Genomic DNA, 20,489 nt, shown 5'->3' on the forward strand with positions numbered 1-20,489 from the left:
AAGTTAAAAACTTAGATTTTTAAATGTGCTTAATTGTTTCACCTTCTATTAAACTAAAAGGGATATAAGTTGATTTAAGAGGTTTATAATTAGAAATGGTATTAATTAATGCTTTTGCACCCTCAAAACCAATGTTAAAGAAATCTTGTCTAACGCAATGTAAACGTGGGCGATACATTTGAGAGATGCTTGTACCATCTATAGACATCACCGAAAAATCTTTAGGAATAGAAATATCAACAAGAGATAACCCATTTATTACACCTAGTGCTATTTCATCACTTGCAGCTAGTGTAGCGCTTACATTCATCTTTGTCAATTTATTTTTTGCACTGACGTAACCACTTTCGTAGCTATAATCACCTTCAATGATCCATTTTTTATATCCTTTAATATTATAGTCTTGTAGGGCTTGTTGATATCCTTTAATTCGTTCTGATCCAATGTTTTTCTCGTCAAAATCAATACCAGTAAAAGCGATTTTTTGATGTCCTTTATTAATTAAATACTGTGTTCCTTTATAAGCCATTTGAAAATCGTTCGAAGCGATAAATGGAGCGTTATTTTTAGGGTTAACTGATAAATAAATATATGGAATATTCATGTTTTTTAAATATGTGAAATTACTATCTTCTAAAGTCAATGAAATAATAATTATGCCAGACACTCTACGTTCAAAAAGTAGCGCTAAAGCTTTTTTTTGCCTTTCTGCATCTTGATAGCCAGCGTGTACCCATATAGCGCTAAAACCTTCTTCGGTAACTTGCTTTTCAATACCATTAATAATGTCACCAGAAAAATTAGTCGTTGCATCCATCATCATTACACCAATTACTTTTCCGTGTTGCTTAACAAGTTCTTCTGCAGCTAGATTCTTGTTATAACCTAGGTCTTCTGCTATACGCTTAATTTCTTTTTCAGTTTTAGAGCTATAACCACCAGCATTGGATAAAACTCTTGAAACTGTAGAAGGTGTTTTATTAGCTATTTTTGCAATATCTTTAATAGTTACCGACATTTTTGCCCCTTCGTTTCTTTAATAAATTTACAAAGCTCTATTAAAGTCATTATATAATATATAGAAATATATTGAAACGGTACATATAAACCTAAGCTTTTTCTAGAAATAAAGAACGATTAACAAGAGGATTAACGAAATTGTGTAATATATTAATTAAAAAGTTGATTTCCTTTGGCTCATTGATTGGCAAATTGGCGCCGATATTCAGAAGCGCTGATTTCAAAATGTTTTGTGAAATTTTTAGAGAATAATAGTGGATCTTTGTAACCAACGCGTCTTGATATCTCACTTATATGTGTGTTCGTATGTATCAATAATTGTGAAGCATGATACATCCTTATATAGGTTAAGTATTCTTTAGGCGAACAACTCAAATTCTTTTTGAATAATTTATATAAATGACTTCGTGTAATATTGACAGTTTTAGCTACTTCTTCAACAGTGATGTGTTTTTGATAATTTGTATTTATAAAATCAACAGCATGTTGAATATCTTCATTTACAATATCAACTTGCACTGAAAAATTTTTAGGGAACTTTTCTTGTAAGGTATAAACTAATTGATATAAATATTGCATAATTAGAATATCATTGGAGTTGTTTGACTCAATACTTTGAGAGAGTTCGCAAATAAGCTGAATGATTTTCTTAATATCTGTCGTATCTTGTCCTAATATGACGTGACTATCAACAATACTACAGCGAGATAAATAATTTAATATTTGCTTCCCATTCATGCCTACCCAATAATAAGTCCAAGGATTTGAAAATGAAGGCTTATATTCTACTTCCATGCCACGTTCAAGCAAGAAAATATCTCCAGCAGTTAAACGATAAGTTTTACCTGCATAACTAAAAGTACCTTCTCCTTGAGTTACGATATGTAATACGGACTTTTGAAAAACAGTATACTTATAACCTACATTAGGTACACCGATTTCAATACCGCATTCGGCTAAATTGGCATCGATGAGCTTCTTTTGAAATTTCTTCCACAATACTTGCATGTTATCCCTCTTAATTAAAAAACATATTTGAACTTATATTTATATTAATTGAAAATGAAACATTTTGCCATGTTTTATCATCATAATGCTATTCATAACGACAACTTACTACTGATAGAATAAAAACAACAGATTTGTAAGCGTTTTAATTCGAACTAACGTAGAGGTGAATATAATGAATAGACATTTAACAGGCATGCAAAAATTTTCTTTTGGATTCGGTGCTATGGGTAAAGACGCCATCTTTAATATTGTTGGTGTATTTTTAATGTTTTATATCACAGACATCGTAGGACTATCTCCTGCTTTTGTTGGGGTCATGCTTTTTGTTGCACGTATATGGGATGCGATTAATGATCCAATTATGGGTGTAATTGTCGATAATACAAGTAATCGTTTTGGTAAATTTAAAACTTGGCTAGTGATTGGAACGATAGTGAATGCTATTGTTACAATTTTATTATTCACAAACTTTGATTTACCGCAAACTGCGATGTATGTGTATGTATCCATCATATATATTGCGTGGGGCATGACTTATACGATGATGGACATCCCCTATTGGTCTTGGTTACCCAATTTAACACATAACCCTAGAGAACGTGAAGAAGTATCTGTAATACCAAGATTTTTTGCAAGTTTAGCAGCATTTGTCGTGGGAACATTTGGTTTGTTCTTTATACATAAACTTGGTGATACTTTTGGTAAAGGCAGTGACTCAATAGGTATCTTTATATTTGCGATAATTTGTAGTGCAGTTTTTATATTTACAATCGGAGTTACTGTTTGGAAGGTACCTGAAGATAAAGAAATGGAACAACAAACAGGGATTAAAGTAAACTTTAAAGATATTGGTAGAATTTTATTTAAAAATAAAGAATTATTAGCAATCATGGGCGTTTTACTTACATTTAACCTTTGTTTACAAACACTGAATGGTTCTATTATCTATTACTTTAAATATGTAGTAAATGCAGAGCATCTATTTGCAATTTTCAATGCAATGATACTTTGCGAAATGTTTGGTTTATTAATGTTACCACGTTATATCAAATGGGTAGGCAGAACCAAAGCTTTTAATACTGCTATTATCCTTATTATTGTAGGTTTATTATTTATTTTGATTTCAGGATTTGTCGCACCACAGAGCGTCGTCACTGTAATTGTAGGTGCAGGATTATTACGAATTGGATCAGGGTTTATGATTGGTATCACTACGGTGTCATTAGCAGATGTTATCGATTATGGTGAGGTTAAGTTTGGGCAGCGTAATGAAAGTGTCATTACGTCAACGAATACATTTCTAACAAAAACTTCACAAGCTGTAGCGGCGCTGATCGTAGGTCTTGGATTATCCATTTTAGGTTATACGCCAAATGAAGCACAAACAGCGCTGACCATTAACGGGTTACGTATTTTAATTATTGTATTGCCTATCATTTTCGTAATCTTAGCAGCGTTTTTATATCATAAAGCGTTTCATTTAAAAGGGGATTTCTTAACGGATATAGAAAAGACATTGCAATACAAGCGTCAGAGAGAACACAAAGAACGTATGAATAAATAAGGGGAGGAAATTAGCCATGTTAGAGCAACAATTTCATGAAAATATAGATATTCAACATGTAAATATTTTGCCACGTCGTGCATTTTATATTCCATATCAACCGGGAGAGGGGGCTTACCATTTAGAAACCCGTTATCAAACTAATAATGTAACGCTATTAAATGGAGAGTGGTGTTTTGAATATTTTAATACACTAGCAGACTGTTTGAATGAAACAAAGAAAGTGGATAAACATCATATCCCGGTCCCATCAGTTTGGAATTTATATGGCTATGATCAAATACAATATTTAAATACTCAGTATCCAATACCTTTTGATCCGCCATATGTACCTAAGGATAATCCGTGTGGGCGTTATACACGCTCATTTGAGGTGACAACATATGACGAGTTCAGTGACTATCATTTGAATTTTGAAGGCGTAGATAGTGCGTTTTATGTTTGGATCAATAATCAATTTGTTGGTTATAGCCAAATAGCTCATTCGATTTCTGAATTCGATATTACCGATTTTATCCAACAAGGTGCGAATCATATCGACGTACTTGTACTTAAATATTCAGATGGTACTTATTTTGAAGATCAAGACATGTTTCGACACTCGGGCATTTTTAGAGATGTTTATATCTTGAAACGCGCAACTGAACGTGTTGATGATTTTAAAGTGGAAACAAAGCTAAGTGACGATTTAAATTCTGCACAGATAGATGTAAAAATAGAACGGGCGCATAATCTAAAATCAGTAGAATTCCAATTATATAATCCTGAGGGTGAAGAGGTAGCAAGCATATCTGGAGTACATGAATATCAATTTAATGTCTACAAACCGCATTTGTGGTCTACAGAAAATCCAACTTTATATACATTATACATTTTGACAGATCAAGAAGTGATTACACAAAAAGTTGGAATTCGTGAAGTGGCTATCCAAAATAATCAATTTTATATTAATGGTCAATCCATCAAACTGCGTGGGACAAATTACCATGATAGTCATCCAGAAACTGGTTACGTAATGACAGAACCCCATTTTAAAAAAGACTTAGAATTGATGAAACAAGGGAACTTTAACGCCATTCGTACAGCGCATTACCCAAAATCCCCATTATTTTACGAAATGACGGACCAATATGGTTTCTACGTAATGAGTGAGGCTGATATTGAGACCCATGGTGTCGTTAGGTTATATGGTGAAGACAATAATGAAGATTTTAATATTATAGCTGACGATAGTAAATTTGAAACAGCTATCATAGAGCGTATTGAAGCTTCTATTATGCCACTGAAAAATTACAGCTCTATCGTATCTTGGTCATTAGGAAATGAATCGGGATTTGGTAAGAATATGGTCAAAGGTGCAGCACGTGCCAAAACACTAGACAACACAAGGCCAATACATTACGAAGGTACATTATATCGAGATGAGCAACAACACTATGATCTATCTAATATAGATATGATTAGTAGAATGTATCCCTCTCCTGAAGAGATTGAGGAGACTTATTTGAAGAAACCGGATTTGGATAAACCGTTTATTTTATGTGAATATGCACATGCAATGGGCAATTCTCCAGGAGATTTACACGCTTACCAAACACTAGTTGAGCAATATGATAACTTTATCGGGGGATTTGTTTGGGAATGGTGCGATCACGCTATTCAAATTGGAATGAAAGACGGTGAGCCTATGTTTAGGTATGGTGGAGACTTTGGAGAAAAACTACATGACGGTAATTTTTGTGTCGATGGCATTGTTTTTCCAAACAGGGTGCCCCATGAAGGTTATTATGAATTCAAACAAGAACATAGGCCACTAAAACTTGTGTCACAAGATGATTTTAAAATCGTGCTACGTAACCAATTGGATTTTACGTCTGCAGAGCAATATATGTTTGTAGAGGCTACATTGACAAATTTGAATGGGGAAAAAACGATCAGTGAAATACCTCTTTCAAATTTCTTGCCACATACTACGCAAACAATTGATTTGAGCGATTATCTCAATATAGAACATATCAGTGATGTCATATTACGGTATAAATTAAAAGCTGATGATCAATTTCGTCACGAAAATTTTGAATTAGGACATGATCAAATCGTATATCAACGTCGAACAATTAAGGAACAGGATGAGCAATCGGGCGAAAGGAATATTCTAGTAAATGAAACTGATAAATTAATCGAAATTTCAGTAGATCAAAGTGAAACATACGTTTTTAATAAAGATAATGCAAGCCTTGAGTCAGTTCTCAAGCATAAACATATAGTAATTAATCAAAGCACAACAAATAATATTTGGAGAGCGCCCACTGATAATGATACGAATATAAAATGTGATTGGGCATACTCTGGTTATAAAGATATCACTACTCGCGTGCGCGATTATCAAATTGTAGAAAGCGAGACAGAGGTCAGTCTTATTTTTAATATAGCAATGGTCAATGACGCGGTGCCACCGATACTATTTGGAACAGTGACTTGGCGTGTTCAACATGATGGAATACTTAATGTAACTTATGATTTAGAAAGAGATATGAAAGCACCTTATTTACCACGGTTTGGTTTAGGCTTGACCTTACCTAGAGTGTTTGAACAAGTAAAATATTATGGCAAAGGTCCTTTCAGTAGTTACCAAGATAAAGGTGTAGCCAATTATTTAGATGCGTTTGAGACGACTGTTACAGGCAATGGTGAAGTCCATATCAGACCCCAAGAAACAGGAAGTCATAATGAAACGACATTCGTTGAAATTAGTGATGGCTGTAAAAGGGTTATCGTGACAAGTGACAATACATTTAGTTTTAATACAACGCATTATTCATTAAAACAGCTGACCGAAACAACTCATAAAGATGCACTAGAACTTGAAGATCAAACCTATGTATATATAGATTATGCACAAAGTGGTATAGGTTCAAATAGTTGTGGACCAGAATTAAATGAAGCATATCGATTAAATGATCGACACATCGAGTTTAGCTTTAATTTGAAATTTGTCTAAGTAATTTTTTTGAATAATATATAAATAAAAACAGCCCTAGTTAACTCATGTTAGTCAATTAGGGCTGTTTTTTATATTGCTGAAATTCAACTTAATTATTAGTGATTTCTATATTAAAATTCACTCATTATAATTCTTGATTCTTAAATATTTTTAATGAAGTAATATAAGATAGAACAAAAGCAATAATGCCAACTAATGCATATACGCCGACAACCAATATGCTGTTTCCTAGATTTGTAGCGTCTGAACCTGATACTGCAACTTCTGATAAATTCATGCCAAAGAAGACAATGAAAAATAAGATAAGTACAATAAACGTAGAATAAGTATAAATGTTTTTAAGCAAAGGGGGATTGCTTTATGCAAGAGGAAGATTATAAAATTTTAGCGATGCTTAATAAAGAACAAAGCTTTACTAAAGCTGCCAAACGATTATTTATGTCACAACCATTACTTTCTTATAGATTGAAAAAAATTGAAAAAGATTTTGGAATTAATATAGTTGAAAAAATAGGAAATCAATTTAAATTCACACCCGAAGGTGAGTATCTAGTCAAATTTTCAAATAAAGTTTTATTTGAAATTCAAAATCTAAAGTCAAATATTAATGAACTTCGTGAAAATTTGAAAGGTAATATGAAATTAGGAGCTAATACAAATTTTGCTATATATACGATGCCAGAATTAATCAAACAATATTATCAAGCCTATACAGATATTTATATATCTATGACAAGTGGTTGGAGTATTGAAATTTTAGAACAAATGGAAAATAATGACCTTGATATAGGGATTTTAACAGGGGATTATGATTGGTATGGCAATAAAATATTGTTGAAACGCGATCCATTAACCATTATTAGTAAAAAAGCGATAAGTTTGAAGCATTTAGATCAAGAATATCGAATTGTTTATAAATCTCATCAAAATTTTAACACTTATATTGAGCTAGAAAATTCAATTACTAAATCAATCAATGATTGGTGGGGTGAACGCTATGATACGTACGCTAGAAATATAATTCAAGCTGATAAAATTGAAATTTGTAAAAAATTTGTAGAACAGGGAATGGGATATGCTATCGTTCCTAAATCATGTATTTTAGATAGTGATTCTTTTTATACTAAGGATTTGAAATTTAAAAATGGTGATAGTATTACTAGAAATACATGGTTATTATATAGGGAAGCAGCAATGAATAAGGATATAGCAAACTTTATCTCCTTTTGTAAGATATATTTTGAAATAAAGTAATTTAAAATAGCGCTAAGTGGTTTTTAAGCTACTTAACGCTTTATTTTTTTATTATTTGTAAGCATTTTTTATAAGCGTATAAAGAAATTTTATAACTGCTGTACTTTATAACATATCCCTCTAAATAAAGCTGATGATATCAACGTTTTTTTATAAATTATCTCCTTATAATTAGTCGGAAAATTCAGAAATCAATTTGCTGAATTGTCATCATGGTGCTAAACTTCAACTAATTTGAAGGAAGCTTCAAATCAAAGGGGGATTGCCATGAAAGCTAAAAGACAAACAGATTTGTATATTTTAGGCATGGTTTTGGCAATATTAACATTTTGGCTTTTTGCACAATCAATGATTAATATCATTCCAACAATGCAGAAAGATCTAAATGTTTCATCGGGTATTTTAAATATTTCTACAAGTTTAACATCGTTATTTTGTGGATTGTTTATTGTAGTTGGTGGAGGTATTTCAGATAGACTTGGGAGAAAGAAAATGACTTACGTTGGTTTAGTCATTAGCATCGTGGGGTCATTGCTTGTGATTTTGGCCAGAGAACCTGTTTTATTGATTTTTGCTAGAGTACTACAGGGTTTATCTGCAGCGCTTGTAATGCCAGCTACATTAGCATTAATTAAGACAACATTTCAAGAAAGTGAACGTCAACGTGCCTTAAGTTATTGGTCATTTGGCTCTTGGGGAGGTGGCGGCATAACCACATTTGTTGGGGGATTAATCGCTACATATTTTGATTGGCGAATGATATTTATTTTTTCAATTGTGATTGCTGTTGTTGCGATGATTTTATTGAAAAATATAGAGGAAACAAAAGTTGCTAAAGTAAATAAAGGGAAATTTGATATTATTGGCTTTTCAATTTTTGTAGTTATCTTATTAGTTATTAATATTATTGTTACACAAGGACAGGACTTGGGGTGGACAAGTTTTCCTATTATTGCATTATTCATTGCATCTATCATATTAACAATCCTATTTATTTTTTTTGAAAGAACAAGAAAACATCAATTTATAGATTTTGAGTTATTTAAAACTAAACCATTTACGGGTGCTGTCCTTACCAATTTTTTACAAAATGGCATTGCTGGCACAATTGTTGTAGCGAATACGTACATTCAGATTGGCAGAGGGTTTACGGCTTTTCAAACAGGATTACTGACGTTGGGCAATATTACAGCTTTGTTGCTGATGATACGCGTGGGTGAGCGATTATTACAGAAAGTTGGCCCTTATAAACCAATGTTTATCTCAATTATTATAGCGAGTGTTGGTATGAGTTTTGGAGCATTAACATTTTTATCTAATTTACCATACATTATCGTTGTGTTTATTGGCTTTTTAATTGCAGGTATTGGCATTGGTTTGTATGCAACACCTTCATTAGATACGTTGTTGGTTAATGTAAGTGACGATAAAGTAGGTATTGGTTCAGGTATTTATAAGATGGCGAGTTCTTTAGGTTATTCCTTTGGTATTGCTATTTCTACCGCAATATATACTTCATTTGCTGAATTGTTTCACAATGAACACTTGGCAGGAGCGCTTGGCATGTTAACGCCATTAGGATTTGGCATGCTATCAATTGTTATTTTGATAGTGACGATGTATGAAAAGTCCTTGAATGCTGATTGTATATAGACACATTTTAAATAAACGGGGGTATTTTATTATGATGAATCCAGAAGAAAAGCAGACATTAAATTTACCATTTACAGGAATTTGTACATTTGGTAAATATCCAGTGTGTGATAACATTGAAAAATTATCAGATATTAATGCAGATGTGGCAGTAATTGGCGTGCCTAATGATATGGGAACACAATGGAAATCAGGGGCACGTATGGGTCCGCGTAGCGTGAGAGAAGGTTCTACACTATATAGCTTTGGGTTGGAAGGCGCTTATGATATTGAAAATGATATCACTTATTTAGGGCGAAAATGGAAAGTATTTGATGTAGGTGATGTGGATATCGTGCATGGTGATATTATGCAAAGTCACGATAACACTGAAGCGACATTGCGAAAAATTGTTGATAAAGGCGTCATGCCAGTCATTATCGGCGGAGATCATTCAATTACAGCTGCTACAGGAAAAGGTGTTGAAGCTTTAGGGCCATTCCATGTGTTGCAAATTGATGCGCATTTAGACTGGGCTGACCATCGTTCTGGTCAAAGATATGGTCATGGTAGTTGTATCAGAAGATTATCTGAAATGGATCATGTGAAAAATATATATCAATATGGTATTCGAGGCATTAGTAGTAGTTTAAAAGAAGATGTAGATGCAGCACGTGAATATGGTGCAACTATTTTGTCGCCGAGACAAATGCGTGAAAAGGGCCCGGAAAATTTAGCAGCATTAATTCCAGAAGGCGAAAAATTATATATTACAATTGATATCGATGGTATTGACCCTTCAATTGCACCTGGTACGGGTACACCATCACCAGGTGGTTTACTATATGACGAAGTAAACGAGTTATTAAAAGCAGTAGCAAAACATAATGAAGTAGTCGGGTTTGACTTAGTAGAAGTAGCACCTGCTTATGACCTAACTGGTATGACGGGTCAGACTGCTGCACGTATTATGTTGGATTTATTGAGTTATGTATTAAAAGAAAGAGAGTTAAAAGGAGAAAGATAAATATAACAATAATTAGTTGTATCATATGATATTAAAATAAAAACACTTCCCATCGATTTAATCCTATTCAAATCGATGGGAAGTGTTTTTGTTTTTGGTGTAAAAGTGAATAGTCATTAAATATATCATATATTTTAATTTTGAATAGAATGCTTAAATTAAAATTATAAAATATTGATAATGTTTGTTATAATTATAACATGCTAAAAAATTTAATAATAAAAAACGTGTAATTATAGTATTTGTCTTTTGAAATAGAATAGATAAGGCATACATGAGCAATTTAAATAATTATCAAAATCTATTGAATTACATATCTAGTAACTGACAACATCTAATTGCAATATAGGAGGAATAAAATTGACAACATCTAACAAGCTTATATTCAATCGTACATACATGCTCATGTTAGCAGCAGGTATTTTTGCCATGATTGGATTTAGTACAATTTTAACAACGATTACATGGTATGCTGTTAAAGAATTACAATCGTCGATGGCATTAGGTTACATATTAGTATCGGCTACGGTGCCTAGACTACTGATGATGACATTTAGTGGTATGGTGGCTGATAAATTTAAGAAAACAACGATTATGTATTACTCAAATATTGCAGAAGCTGCCGTTATGGTGATTCTATATTTTCTTATTATTAATAATCAACTTTCATTAATTCCGTTAATGATTTTAGCTGCTTTATTTGGCATGCTCGATGCATTTTTTGGCCCTGCATGTACATCATTGATTCCTAAAGTGGTTAAACAAGCACAGCTTCAAAGAGCCAATTCTCTTTTCCAAGGTGGTACTCAAATATCATTTATACTTGGACCAATTGTTGCAGGTATGATTATGGAAAATTTTTCAATCGCAACAAGTTTCTACGTTGCTCTAATCTTTGTATTTTTATCAGCAATATTCGTTTTCCCGTCCTTTATCAAAGAAACGGAAGTACCAGAACGTTCCAATGAAACGCCAATTAAAGATATTATTGAAGGGTTCCGTTATGTAAAATCATCTCGTTTTTTAATCACAGGCATTATTATTCTTGTTACGGCTAACTTTTTTGGTTTGGGAGCTTTAAGTGTAGGTATACCTATATTAGTAGAAGCTTCGGGAGGTACGCCTATTAATTTAACTTACTTACAATCGAGCTTAGGTGTAGGTATGTTATCTGGTACAGTATTACTTAGTGTCGTCACTTTAACTAAAGTAAGAGGGAAAATAACATTATTTACATTATTAGCTATGCTTTTAATATTCTTGGCATTTACACAAGTAACAGATTTAATTTGGCAAATAGTATTATTATTCTTAATAGGATTCTCGTACACAATTGTTTATATTCCTTTTATTACCATGGCTCAAGAATTTTCAGATGAAAAGGTGACAGGCAGAGTGATGAGTTTAATCTTCCTTGCAATGACTGGTTTTGATCCAATTTCATATGTTGTCATTTCAGGATTAAATACAATGGATATTTCAATTTTTAATGTTTTAGCAATTTCAGCCATAGCCAGTATCGTCGTTTGGTTGTTTATTCTAATGAATTCTAAAGTATATAGAACAATTGATTAATAAATAACGGATTATTATACAATTTCATATATAATTGAGAGCCTCTCACTAATTGTAATAGTGAGAGGTTTATTTTGTGTTGAAAATGTTATGAGAGTGATAGATTTTTTTAAAAAATGATTATTAAAAGAAGATTAATATGTGTTTGATGAAGATAATAGAAAATTTTAATTCGTATAGATTTAATTTAACAAAAATTAATTTATTCGTTATAATACATTTTCGCTTTATTTATGTATAAATTTATACTATATTGAGTATTGTGTGTATTTCGGGGTGTATTAATACACAATGTAATGTAACCTAAGACTTTAAAAAACTGACGAGTAGATATGTACTTTTACATTTAGAGGAGGAAAAGCAATAAGAACATTGACTTCTTAATTGATGTACTGCGAAAGTTAAAACAAATGACTTAATAATAGAAAAGTAACTATGGCATATCAGATTTAAATAGTGAAAATATAGATAATAATGAACAACAGACAAGGAGCTTGGTTATGCTTAAATCTACGATTGAAAATGTAGAAAATGAAAAATATAAATTACAACCAATGAACACACATTACTTGAAAAGAATAGAAAAAATAAATCTAGAAGAGGTTTACTTTTGTATTGAGAAAAGTGATGTTGTATCAATAGAAGCTTTAGAAACACATATACAGCATTCCAAAAAAGCAATCGCATTGATTGGTGAAGACAATGTGAGAACGACACTTCAAGATTGTGGTAATGGCTTATATCAAGCCACAATAATTTACTTTGAAAAATCACTCGATTCGCTTATGGATGCAACAAAAGATTTAACGCTTTTAGAAACACAAGAGGCGAGTAAATATATACTAATAGATTAAAATAATAACACTTTCGCATGATTTCATTTTAAAGGTGAAATAAGCGAAAGTGTTTTTTTATGGTGAATGAAAAGCGTTTAAATATGTAAAGTCATATGGTGAGGGATTTATATACTGTGAAATATAAAAAGCCACTCTTTAAGATGGCTTAAAGTGTCTATCCTTCTATTAGATACCTGTAAATTTCATATTTTCATTTGGTAAGATTTTCTATTTTAACAAAATATTATGAATAGAAGAGTAGGTTTGAATGCTATTGCAAATAGTTTTAGTATAAGATTAATTTTATTGTACACATTAATTTCATTGCCTTATACTTATCTTGAAAATATTTTGGATTTCCAAATTTCGTCAAACCACTTTAGGAGGTTTTCTATTGAAAAATGCAACGGAGTTAACGCAATTATTGAAATCGTTAGATGGACAGAAATATGGTGCTTATAAACGCCTTAAAGGGATATATCAGTTCAAACAGTTTCGACTTGCGATAGATCATATACAAGTAGACCCGTATGCCCCTCCATCCAAAATGAGGGTAGTGATGAGTAGAGACATAGCAAATATCCCTAACAATTTATTGGACACTAAAGATAAAATCATCGCTGTAGCAGACTTTTTAGCGCGAACATTTAATGAAAGTATAAGTTCGTTTAAGCAAAGCAGCCAAAATGCAAAAGCTGCATCAAACATTACTATAGATCAATGTGGGCAAGAAATTTTAGAACGGACAGCTGTAGTAATCAATAAACATGATATCGAAGTAAGACTTGAAATTAGTTTACCCGCAGCAGGAAGAAAAATTTTAGGGAAAGCTGCGGCAAGTACGTTAATAGAAACACTGCCAAACATTGTACATGAATCATTGCTCTATAAAAATATAGATCATGCGAAATTAGATACACAAGTTACATTAATGTTAGATCAAGCTTTTATTCGTAAGGAACTTGAACGTCGGGGTCTCGTTTCATTTATTGCGAATGGTTCGATATTACCGCGCAAAAGTGGCGTATCAGATAAACATTTACCTAATGCAGTTGCGTTTACAAGTCCTAAAAATGTAGAAGTACAAATGGCTATGCCAAGTGGAAAGACAGTTACTGGAATGGGGCTACCTAAAGGTATTACCTTAATTGTGGGTGGAGGCTTTCACGGTAAATCGACTGTGCTGGAAGCACTTGAGCGCGGTATCTATAATCATATTGATGGAGATGGTAGAGAATATGTTATTACATGTCATGATGCCATGAAGATTCGAGCTGAAGATGGTCGCCATATTGAGAAGGTGAATATTAGCCCATTTATAAATAATTTACCGGGAAATAAAGATACACATCAGTTTTCCACTGAAAATGCGAGTGGGAGTACATCCCAAGCAACGAATGTTATGGAAGCATTAGAAGCAGGTACATCATTATTATTGATTGATGAAGACACTTCAGCTACCAATTTTATGATTAGGGATAGCCGTATGCAACGCTTAATTGCACCTGAAAAAGAACCTATCACACCATTTGCGAGTAAAGTAAAACCACTGTATGAAGATTATAGTGTTTCCACTATTTTAATTGTAGGTGGCTCAGGTGATTATTTTGAGGTTGCCGACCAGGTGTTAATGATGGATGAATACGTCTTAAAAGATGTTACTGAAAATGCAAAAGCGATTGCTCAAACACCGGATAATACAACAAATGCTACAAATCATAGTGATTTTGGCAATCTACCTGCTAGGATACCTTTAAAATCGAGTTTTACTAAAAAAGGAAAAGACAACCGGTTCAAAGTAAAAGGACGTTATGCCATTTTGTATGGCAAAGAACTTATCGATATTTCCGGTTTGGAACAATTGGTAGATACAAGTCAAACTCAGTGTTTAGCAGTAATGATAAATTATTATCAAAGCCATTTGTTAAATGAGCAGGATACGTTATCGCAAGCTGTCGATAAATTATACACAGTTATTCAAGAGCAAGGATTAGATATAATATCGTCATTCGAGGGACATCCGGGTAACTTAGCGCTACCAAGAAAACAAGAGTTTTGTGCAACACTTAATCGTTACCGTGGACTAAAAGTGAAAAATAAATAAACTCAAAAAACACCGCCAAATAGTTGTCGGTGCTTTTTTGGTTCATATAAATATAATTATCGAATGATTTTTGGAATCTTGAAATTTTTAGTCTTTATTTAAATGAATAAGAATAATGTTATTTAATCATTTTACGCATCTTATAAACTTGCGCATGATTATTCCCGGACTGTCCGATAATTTTGTAGCCCTGTTTAGCATATAAGCGTTGAGCCGTAGTGTTTTCAACTTCAACGGTTAACGAAATTTTTGTATAACCTTTGTGTAACGCAAGTTGTTCAGCATATTCAAGTAAAGCACATCCAACACCCATACCTCTGAATTGAGCAAGTGTTGCTAACATACTCACATGATACTCGTCTGTATTGCCTTCATCTAATCTTATAAGGGCGATGATATCTTTAAATGCATGTAAGAATTGAGGGACTAACTGCAACTTTTGAATTTTTGCAATTTGCCATACAGTCGTAAAGGTTTGTTGCTGAAGATCTCTGTATGGCAAGCACGATATAGCACCTGCCGGTTGTCCATGAATCATAGCAACCATTGTATTTTGATAACTAAAGCGATTACTAGGTTGTTTCCATAATTTATGCATATTACGAATTAATACTTGCTTATCTGTTGTATAGAATAAAACTTTTGCCATATCATTTATAGCGAGTAAGTGGAAGTACGCGCCTTTTGGTAATTGTGGGTAAGCCGGAACGATTTTTAAATTGTTCATTAGTCATCCTCCTAAAAAACATTTTTCTCAATATATACCCATGTTCATAAATAAATAATTTAGCATCATTTAAAATATAGATCTATTAACTTAAGATGATCATGTGCTTTAATTCGATGAGGGTGAGCCATCGGGTTGTGTGACGGCACTGTTACGTACCCTGTAAAAACCAACGATCAATTATTACTAGGTTTGCTACGTACTATTTCATATTAAATAGAGTTAAGTATTTTATAATATCATAAATATTGGTTAATTTATATTATTTTTAAAAAGAAGTTTACAATACATTTTGCATTGGTTAAACTTGGGATGTGAATAAATTAAGTAGTGCAATATACATATATTAAGGAGCTTATGTTAAATGAAGGGGAAATGGTTTTTACCAACAGTTTTAACGAGTGTATTATTAATCACTGGATGTTCAAACGAGGGTACGAAAAATGGAGACAACCAAGCAAATAAAGAAAATAAGGACAGTCAATCTACTAAAAATAGTGATGATGTGAAATATCCAAAAGATGGAGTAAGAGGGATTTATGTAAGTGCTGATGCGACAAACGGCGAAAAATTTGAAGAACTCACAAAGTTTATTGATGAAAGTGATTTAAATGCAATGGTTATAGATGTTAAAGATGATTCAGGGAACGTTACTATAAACTTTAACACTAGTAATAAAGAAATTGATAAACATACATTAGATATTGTTGATGCCAAGCCATTACTTAATAAAATGAAAGAGAAAGATATTTATCCTATTGCAAGAATCGTTACTTTTAAAGATAAGAATTTAGCAGAAAGTCATCCTGAGTGGTCGTTCAAACAAGCAGATGGTTCAATATGGGAGAGTGATGGTGGCGATAAATTTGTTAATCCTTTCATTAAAGAGGTATGGGATTATAATATAAATGTGTCTAAGGAAGCTGCAAAAGCAGGTTTTAGAGATATTCAATATGACTATGTAAGATTCCCTGAAGCATTTGAAAATGTAGAAAGTAGTTTGACATATGATAAAGGAAACTATAAAAATAGCAAGTTAAGTGATGTTGATCAACGTGTAGACACAATTTCACAATTTTTAAAAACTGCTCGTAAAGCGTTAAAACCTTATGGTGCAGAGGTGTCGGCTGACGTATTTGGTTATGCTGCTATGGTTGAAGAAGCACCAGGGATCGGTCAAAGTTTCCCTAAAATAGCAGAAAATACAGATGCTATCTCGTCTATGATTTATCCGTCACATTGGAGTCCAGGTGACTTTGTTTTAGAAGCTCCAGATAAGGAACCCTATGAAGCTGTTGATCATTATTTAGATAAAGAAACAGCTGTGTTAAATAAATTAGGTGATAAGAAACCGAAGTCTCGTCCATGGCTACAAGACTTTACAGCACGATATTTAGGTGAAGGTAAATATATGGAATACGATAGTAAAGCTGTAGAAGCACAAGTACAAGCACTTAAAGATCATGGCATTAATGAGTACCTATTGTGGAATGCAGGTAATGATTATTCTAAAGGTGTAGATTATACTCCTGAAGCAGATAAAGAAAAGTTAGACCAAAATAAAGAAGATTTAAAGAAAGATAACAAAGACAAAAAAAGCAACAAAGATAAAGGTGACAAGTGATTTATAAAGGTGAACATATGATTTAAACAATCATGTCACTTTAAATTAAAGTTTCATTAATATAAAGGGGTAGTATGTTGAAATCAAGTTGAACATTTTGATTTCTCTGCTACTCCTTTTTTATATATTTAATTTTTTATTTCCAATTAAACAGAAGTATAGTAAGCCAGTAATTATTATGATAAAACCCATAATAGTATACATATTTCCATAACCAGTTAAAGGCATAACATAACCTAATAAAAATTGGTCACTGTCTTTGTATATATTGAGTTGAAAAATGATAGACTACTCCCGACAGTACAGGCTTTTCGTGTCTCAAATAATTTTTTAATCTAATAGATTTTAAATATACAGCTACCATGGTTTAGTTGTCCTTTTAATAAAAATTTAATAATTAAACAATACACTCTTCAAATTTAAATAACAACACAATATATAATTAATTTAGGGAACTATTATATAACTATATTTTACATTTAATGAATGTAATTTTTGAATATCCAAAAATTAAACACAATATAATATTAGAAAAACTACATCATTTCTTTAATATGTTGTATAATATACAATATGTTATTTTTATATTAATAAACACCAATGAGGAGTACATTATTTTATGATCAGAATTTTAGTTCCGTGTTTTAATGAGGCAAGCGTTATTGAAAAAACATATGCTGAATTAACAGAAATCATGCAACAAGATAGTCGCAACAATAATTATAAATACGAATTGCTTTTTGTGGATGATGGAAGCAAGGATAACACTTTAACTATTATTCAACAATTAGCGCAACAAGATCATGCAGTAAAATACATATCATTTTCAAGAAATTTCGGTAAAGAGTCTGCCATGTATGCAGGATTAAAGGCAAGTGTAGACGTGGAAGCTTTAATTATTTTAGATGGTGATTTACAACACCCGCCAACCTTAATACCCCAAATGATTCAATACTTTAAGGAAGGCGAATATCAAATTGTTGCCAAAAGGGATAGAACAGGTGAGAACATAGCACGTAAACGTGTGTCACAATTGTATTATGCAATGATTAATAGAATGGTGGATGTCACACTAGAAGATGGTGTTGGTGATTTTAGATTATTAAGCCAGCGGGCAGTGAAAGAAATTGTGAATATGGGTGAGTACAATAGATTTTCTAAAGGCTTGTTTGCGTGGATTGGTTTTGAACCGAAAGTCATTGAATATCAAAACGTAACACGGGTAGAAGGAGAGTCTAAATGGTCATTTAGCTCATTACTCAATTATGGTATCGATGGTTTGATTTCATTTAATAATAAGCCGTTGCGTGCCATCATTTATTTAGGCCTTTTCATTTGCGGATTGAGTTTTCTCTATATTTTATTTAACTTTATTTACACATTGAATTACGGTGTGTCTACACCAGGATATTTCACAACAATCTTCTCCGTATTGTTTTTAGGTGGGATACAGCTTACGTCATTAGGTGTGATTGGAGAGTATATAGGAAGAATTTATTATGAAGTGAAACAGCGTCCACTCTATATTGTTCGTCAATCTAACTTGAATGATCAAGAGGTGGAATAATATGAAATTATTAAGGATAAATAAGACGTACCTTACAGTAACCGCACTGTTTATTTTTTATATTTTTATGGCTATGTTTACGCCATTAACACATGACGATTGGGATTGGTATAGTCACTATGGTATTCAGATGTTGCAAGAGCGCTTTACAAATTTGAATGGACGTTATTTGGGTAATATGTTAGAAATTATTGCCGTTAGACTTGATTGGTTTAGATGGTTGTCTTATGCGATTTTTAGTATTTCGATTATATGGATAATTGGACGTTTTGTGAATGAAGCTAAGATTTTATATTATTATTTGTGTGCATTTATTTTGATGCTTACGATACCAAGTGATATATATAAGCAAACGTATGGTTGGTTTGCTGGATTTTATAATTATGTTCCTGCGACGTTCTGCGTGCTGTTTATTATTTGGTATATCTCAACAATACTATTTAAGCAAAAAAATTTAGATCCTATAACTAATATTTTGTTTTACTGTGTCTGTTTTGTAGGACAATTTTTTATGGAAAATACAACGTTATTCAATACGATGATTTTAATTTTGGCAATCGTATTACATGTATTACTTTATAGAAAGTTAAATCCTAAATTTATATTAGGTTTGACTATTTCATCACTAGGGACAATTTTGATGTTTATAAATCCCAATTATCGCAAAATATTTTTTGAAGATAATAGTTATCAAAAAATATCTAGTGATACCGGCATTATTGATAAAGTTACAACAACAATAACCACAGTACTACCTGATTGGGTGGTTTTTAACCAAATGACGATAATCTTGATGATTATTGGTGTTGCTATTGCACTATTATTCAGAAACGCTACGTTATTTAGACGTCCTAAATGGATGCAAGCATTTGTTATAACTGGATTACTGATTTTACCAATATACTATTTCTTTATTTATGAACAATTTGCCTTACAAAACTTTCATATACTTCTTATTGCTAATTTAGCAAATACATTCGTTTGTATATGGTTTTTAAGTGCATTTATTTTAGCAATTCATATAGTCGTTGAACCGAAAGAGGTTAAATATACGCTATACTTATTGCTGGCTGCTATTTTGTTAGTATGTGCACCTTTGGTGATTGTGTCGCCGTTAGGGCCAAGAAATTTTTATACAGTTTCTGCTTTGTTTGTCATAATCTTTATAATATTATTTTCACAGTTGAATATTACTGGTCAACTTTGGAAACAGATTGTGGGTGTTATAGCAATTGGTAGTGCGACGTTTTATTTAGGGACATTTTTCTATATTAATCAAAAAAATGAAACACGAATTACACAGTTAAAAGAAGAGATACAAGCACATCCTAAAAAAGAATTTTATACGATGGAAAAATTACCTTTTGAACATTATTTGCATCATGCTACACCAACAAGCACAAGGTATCAGTCATTATTTAACAAATATGAAGGTATACCTAAAGATACAAAAATAAAATATGTGCCCTTTGGTAGTAAACATAATTAGGATGTTTGTATGCAGCATTTATAGATAGTAAAAGTAAATATAACAAGGGAGTGCA

15 protein-coding genes are annotated in these 20,489 nt (G+C 32.2%); 11 read left to right on the forward strand and 4 right to left on the reverse strand.

Annotated elements, in window-relative coordinates:
• Nucleotides 1-19: 19 nt before the first annotated feature.
• Together LG295_RS00775 and LG295_RS00780 are read right to left on the reverse strand one after the other, a co-directional pair.
• On the reverse strand, nt 20-1,018 hold the full coding sequence (locus LG295_RS00775; protein ID WP_325999275.1) for a substrate-binding domain-containing protein: 999 nt from the start codon (nt 1,016-1,018) through the stop codon (nt 20-22).
• Between the two features lie 179 nt (nt 1,019-1,197).
• Entirely contained in the window at nt 1,198-2,028 is an 831-nt protein-coding gene (locus tag LG295_RS00780; RefSeq protein ID WP_404476142.1) for an AraC family transcriptional regulator, read from the reverse strand.
• 175 nt (nt 2,029-2,203) lie between these two features.
• Between LG295_RS00780 and melB the strand changes: the two genes are divergently transcribed.
• Entirely contained in the window at nt 2,204-3,595 is a 1,392-nt protein-coding gene (gene melB / locus LG295_RS00785; protein WP_107530100.1) for a melibiose:sodium transporter MelB, read from the forward strand.
• Between the two features lie 16 nt (nt 3,596-3,611).
• Nucleotides 3,612-6,596, forward strand: a complete 2,985-nt coding sequence (locus LG295_RS00790) for a glycoside hydrolase family 2 TIM barrel-domain containing protein (protein ID WP_404476144.1) — start codon at nt 3,612-3,614, stop codon at nt 6,594-6,596.
• A 127-nt stretch (nt 6,597-6,723) separates the two neighbouring features.
• Here the strand turns inward: LG295_RS00790 and LG295_RS00795 are convergent, their stop codons facing one another.
• Nucleotides 6,724-6,945 carry a hypothetical protein gene (locus tag LG295_RS00795; protein WP_107557526.1) on the reverse strand — a complete coding sequence of 74 codons (222 nt, stop codon included), beginning with the start codon at nt 6,943-6,945 and terminating at the stop codon, nt 6,724-6,726.
• 14 nt (nt 6,946-6,959) lie between these two features.
• Here LG295_RS00795 and LG295_RS00800 point away from each other — a divergent pair, with 14 nt between their 5' ends.
• From LG295_RS00800 to LG295_RS00825, 6 genes are all read left to right on the forward strand, one after another.
• On the forward strand, nt 6,960-7,853 hold the full coding sequence (locus tag LG295_RS00800) for a LysR family transcriptional regulator (RefSeq protein WP_107557527.1): 894 nt from the start codon (nt 6,960-6,962) through the stop codon (nt 7,851-7,853).
• Between the two features lie 261 nt (nt 7,854-8,114).
• Nucleotides 8,115-9,506, forward strand: coding sequence for an MFS transporter (locus LG295_RS00805; RefSeq protein ID WP_241959655.1), 1,392 nt, complete (start codon nt 8,115-8,117; stop codon nt 9,504-9,506).
• 31 nt (nt 9,507-9,537) lie between these two features.
• Nucleotides 9,538-10,512 (forward strand): agmatinase, encoded by a 975-nt coding sequence (gene speB / locus LG295_RS00810; protein ID WP_404476147.1) that lies wholly within the window; start codon nt 9,538-9,540, stop codon nt 10,510-10,512.
• Nucleotides 10,513-10,872: 360 nt separating this feature from the next.
• Entirely contained in the window at nt 10,873-12,087 is a 1,215-nt protein-coding gene (locus tag LG295_RS00815) for an MFS transporter (protein WP_107530105.1), read from the forward strand.
• Nucleotides 12,088-12,587: 500 nt separating this feature from the next.
• Nucleotides 12,588-12,941 (forward strand): hypothetical protein, encoded by a 354-nt coding sequence (locus LG295_RS00820; RefSeq protein ID WP_326025382.1) that lies wholly within the window; start codon nt 12,588-12,590, stop codon nt 12,939-12,941.
• Nucleotides 12,942-13,317: 376 nt separating this feature from the next.
• Nucleotides 13,318-15,027 carry an ABC-ATPase domain-containing protein gene (locus LG295_RS00825; RefSeq protein WP_404476149.1) on the forward strand — a complete coding sequence of 570 codons (1,710 nt, stop codon included), beginning with the start codon at nt 13,318-13,320 and terminating at the stop codon, nt 15,025-15,027.
• 118 nt (nt 15,028-15,145) lie between these two features.
• Here LG295_RS00825 and LG295_RS00830 read toward each other — a convergent pair whose 3' ends face one another.
• On the reverse strand, nt 15,146-15,754 hold the full coding sequence (locus LG295_RS00830) for an N-acetyltransferase (RefSeq protein ID WP_318832513.1): 609 nt from the start codon (nt 15,752-15,754) through the stop codon (nt 15,146-15,148).
• Nucleotides 15,755-16,118: 364 nt separating this feature from the next.
• Between LG295_RS00830 and LG295_RS00835 the strand changes: the two genes are divergently transcribed.
• The 3 genes from LG295_RS00835 (at nt 16,119) to LG295_RS00845 (ending at nt 20,434) form a co-directional block, all read left to right on the forward strand.
• Entirely contained in the window at nt 16,119-17,378 is a 1,260-nt protein-coding gene (locus tag LG295_RS00835) for a putative glycoside hydrolase (RefSeq protein ID WP_404476151.1), read from the forward strand.
• Nucleotides 17,379-17,997: 619 nt separating this feature from the next.
• On the forward strand, nt 17,998-18,945 hold the full coding sequence (locus LG295_RS00840; RefSeq protein WP_404476153.1) for a glycosyltransferase family 2 protein: 948 nt from the start codon (nt 17,998-18,000) through the stop codon (nt 18,943-18,945).
• Between the two features lies 1 nt (nt 18,946).
• A complete protein-coding gene (locus tag LG295_RS00845) occupies nt 18,947-20,434 on the forward strand; it encodes a DUF6056 family protein (RefSeq protein ID WP_107557533.1) in 1,488 nt (495 codons plus the stop codon).
• The last annotated feature ends 55 nt before the right edge of the window (nt 20,435-20,489 follow it).

This window comes from Staphylococcus pseudoxylosus (assembly GCF_044794325.1).
In the GTDB taxonomy this organism is placed as follows: Bacteria; Bacillota; Bacilli; order Staphylococcales; family Staphylococcaceae; genus Staphylococcus; species Staphylococcus pseudoxylosus.

Bases quoted from the DNA above. Each gene is read 5' to 3' on its own strand.
- melB (WP_107530100.1), top strand. From the start codon at position 2,204: ATGAATAGACATTTAACAGGCATGCAAAAATTTTCTTTTGGATTCGGT.
- LG295_RS00835 (WP_404476151.1), top strand. From the start codon at position 16,119: ATGAAGGGGAAATGGTTTTTACCAACAGTTTTAACGAGTGTATTATTA.
- LG295_RS00845 (WP_107557533.1), top strand. From the start codon at position 18,947: ATGAAATTATTAAGGATAAATAAGACGTACCTTACAGTAACCGCACTG.
- LG295_RS00775 (WP_325999275.1), bottom strand. From the start codon at position 1,018: ATGTCGGTAACTATTAAAGATATTGCAAAAATAGCTAATAAAACACCT.
- LG295_RS00820 (WP_326025382.1), top strand. From the start codon at position 12,588: ATGCTTAAATCTACGATTGAAAATGTAGAAAATGAAAAATATAAATTA.
- LG295_RS00790 (WP_404476144.1), top strand. From the start codon at position 3,612: ATGTTAGAGCAACAATTTCATGAAAATATAGATATTCAACATGTAAAT.
- LG295_RS00780 (WP_404476142.1), bottom strand. From the start codon at position 2,028: ATGCAAGTATTGTGGAAGAAATTTCAAAAGAAGCTCATCGATGCCAAT.
- LG295_RS00840 (WP_404476153.1), top strand. From the start codon at position 17,998: ATGATCAGAATTTTAGTTCCGTGTTTTAATGAGGCAAGCGTTATTGAA.
- LG295_RS00800 (WP_107557527.1), top strand. From the start codon at position 6,960: ATGCAAGAGGAAGATTATAAAATTTTAGCGATGCTTAATAAAGAACAA.
- speB (WP_404476147.1), top strand. From the start codon at position 9,538: ATGATGAATCCAGAAGAAAAGCAGACATTAAATTTACCATTTACAGGA.
- LG295_RS00830 (WP_318832513.1), bottom strand. From the start codon at position 15,754: ATGAACAATTTAAAAATCGTTCCGGCTTACCCACAATTACCAAAAGGC.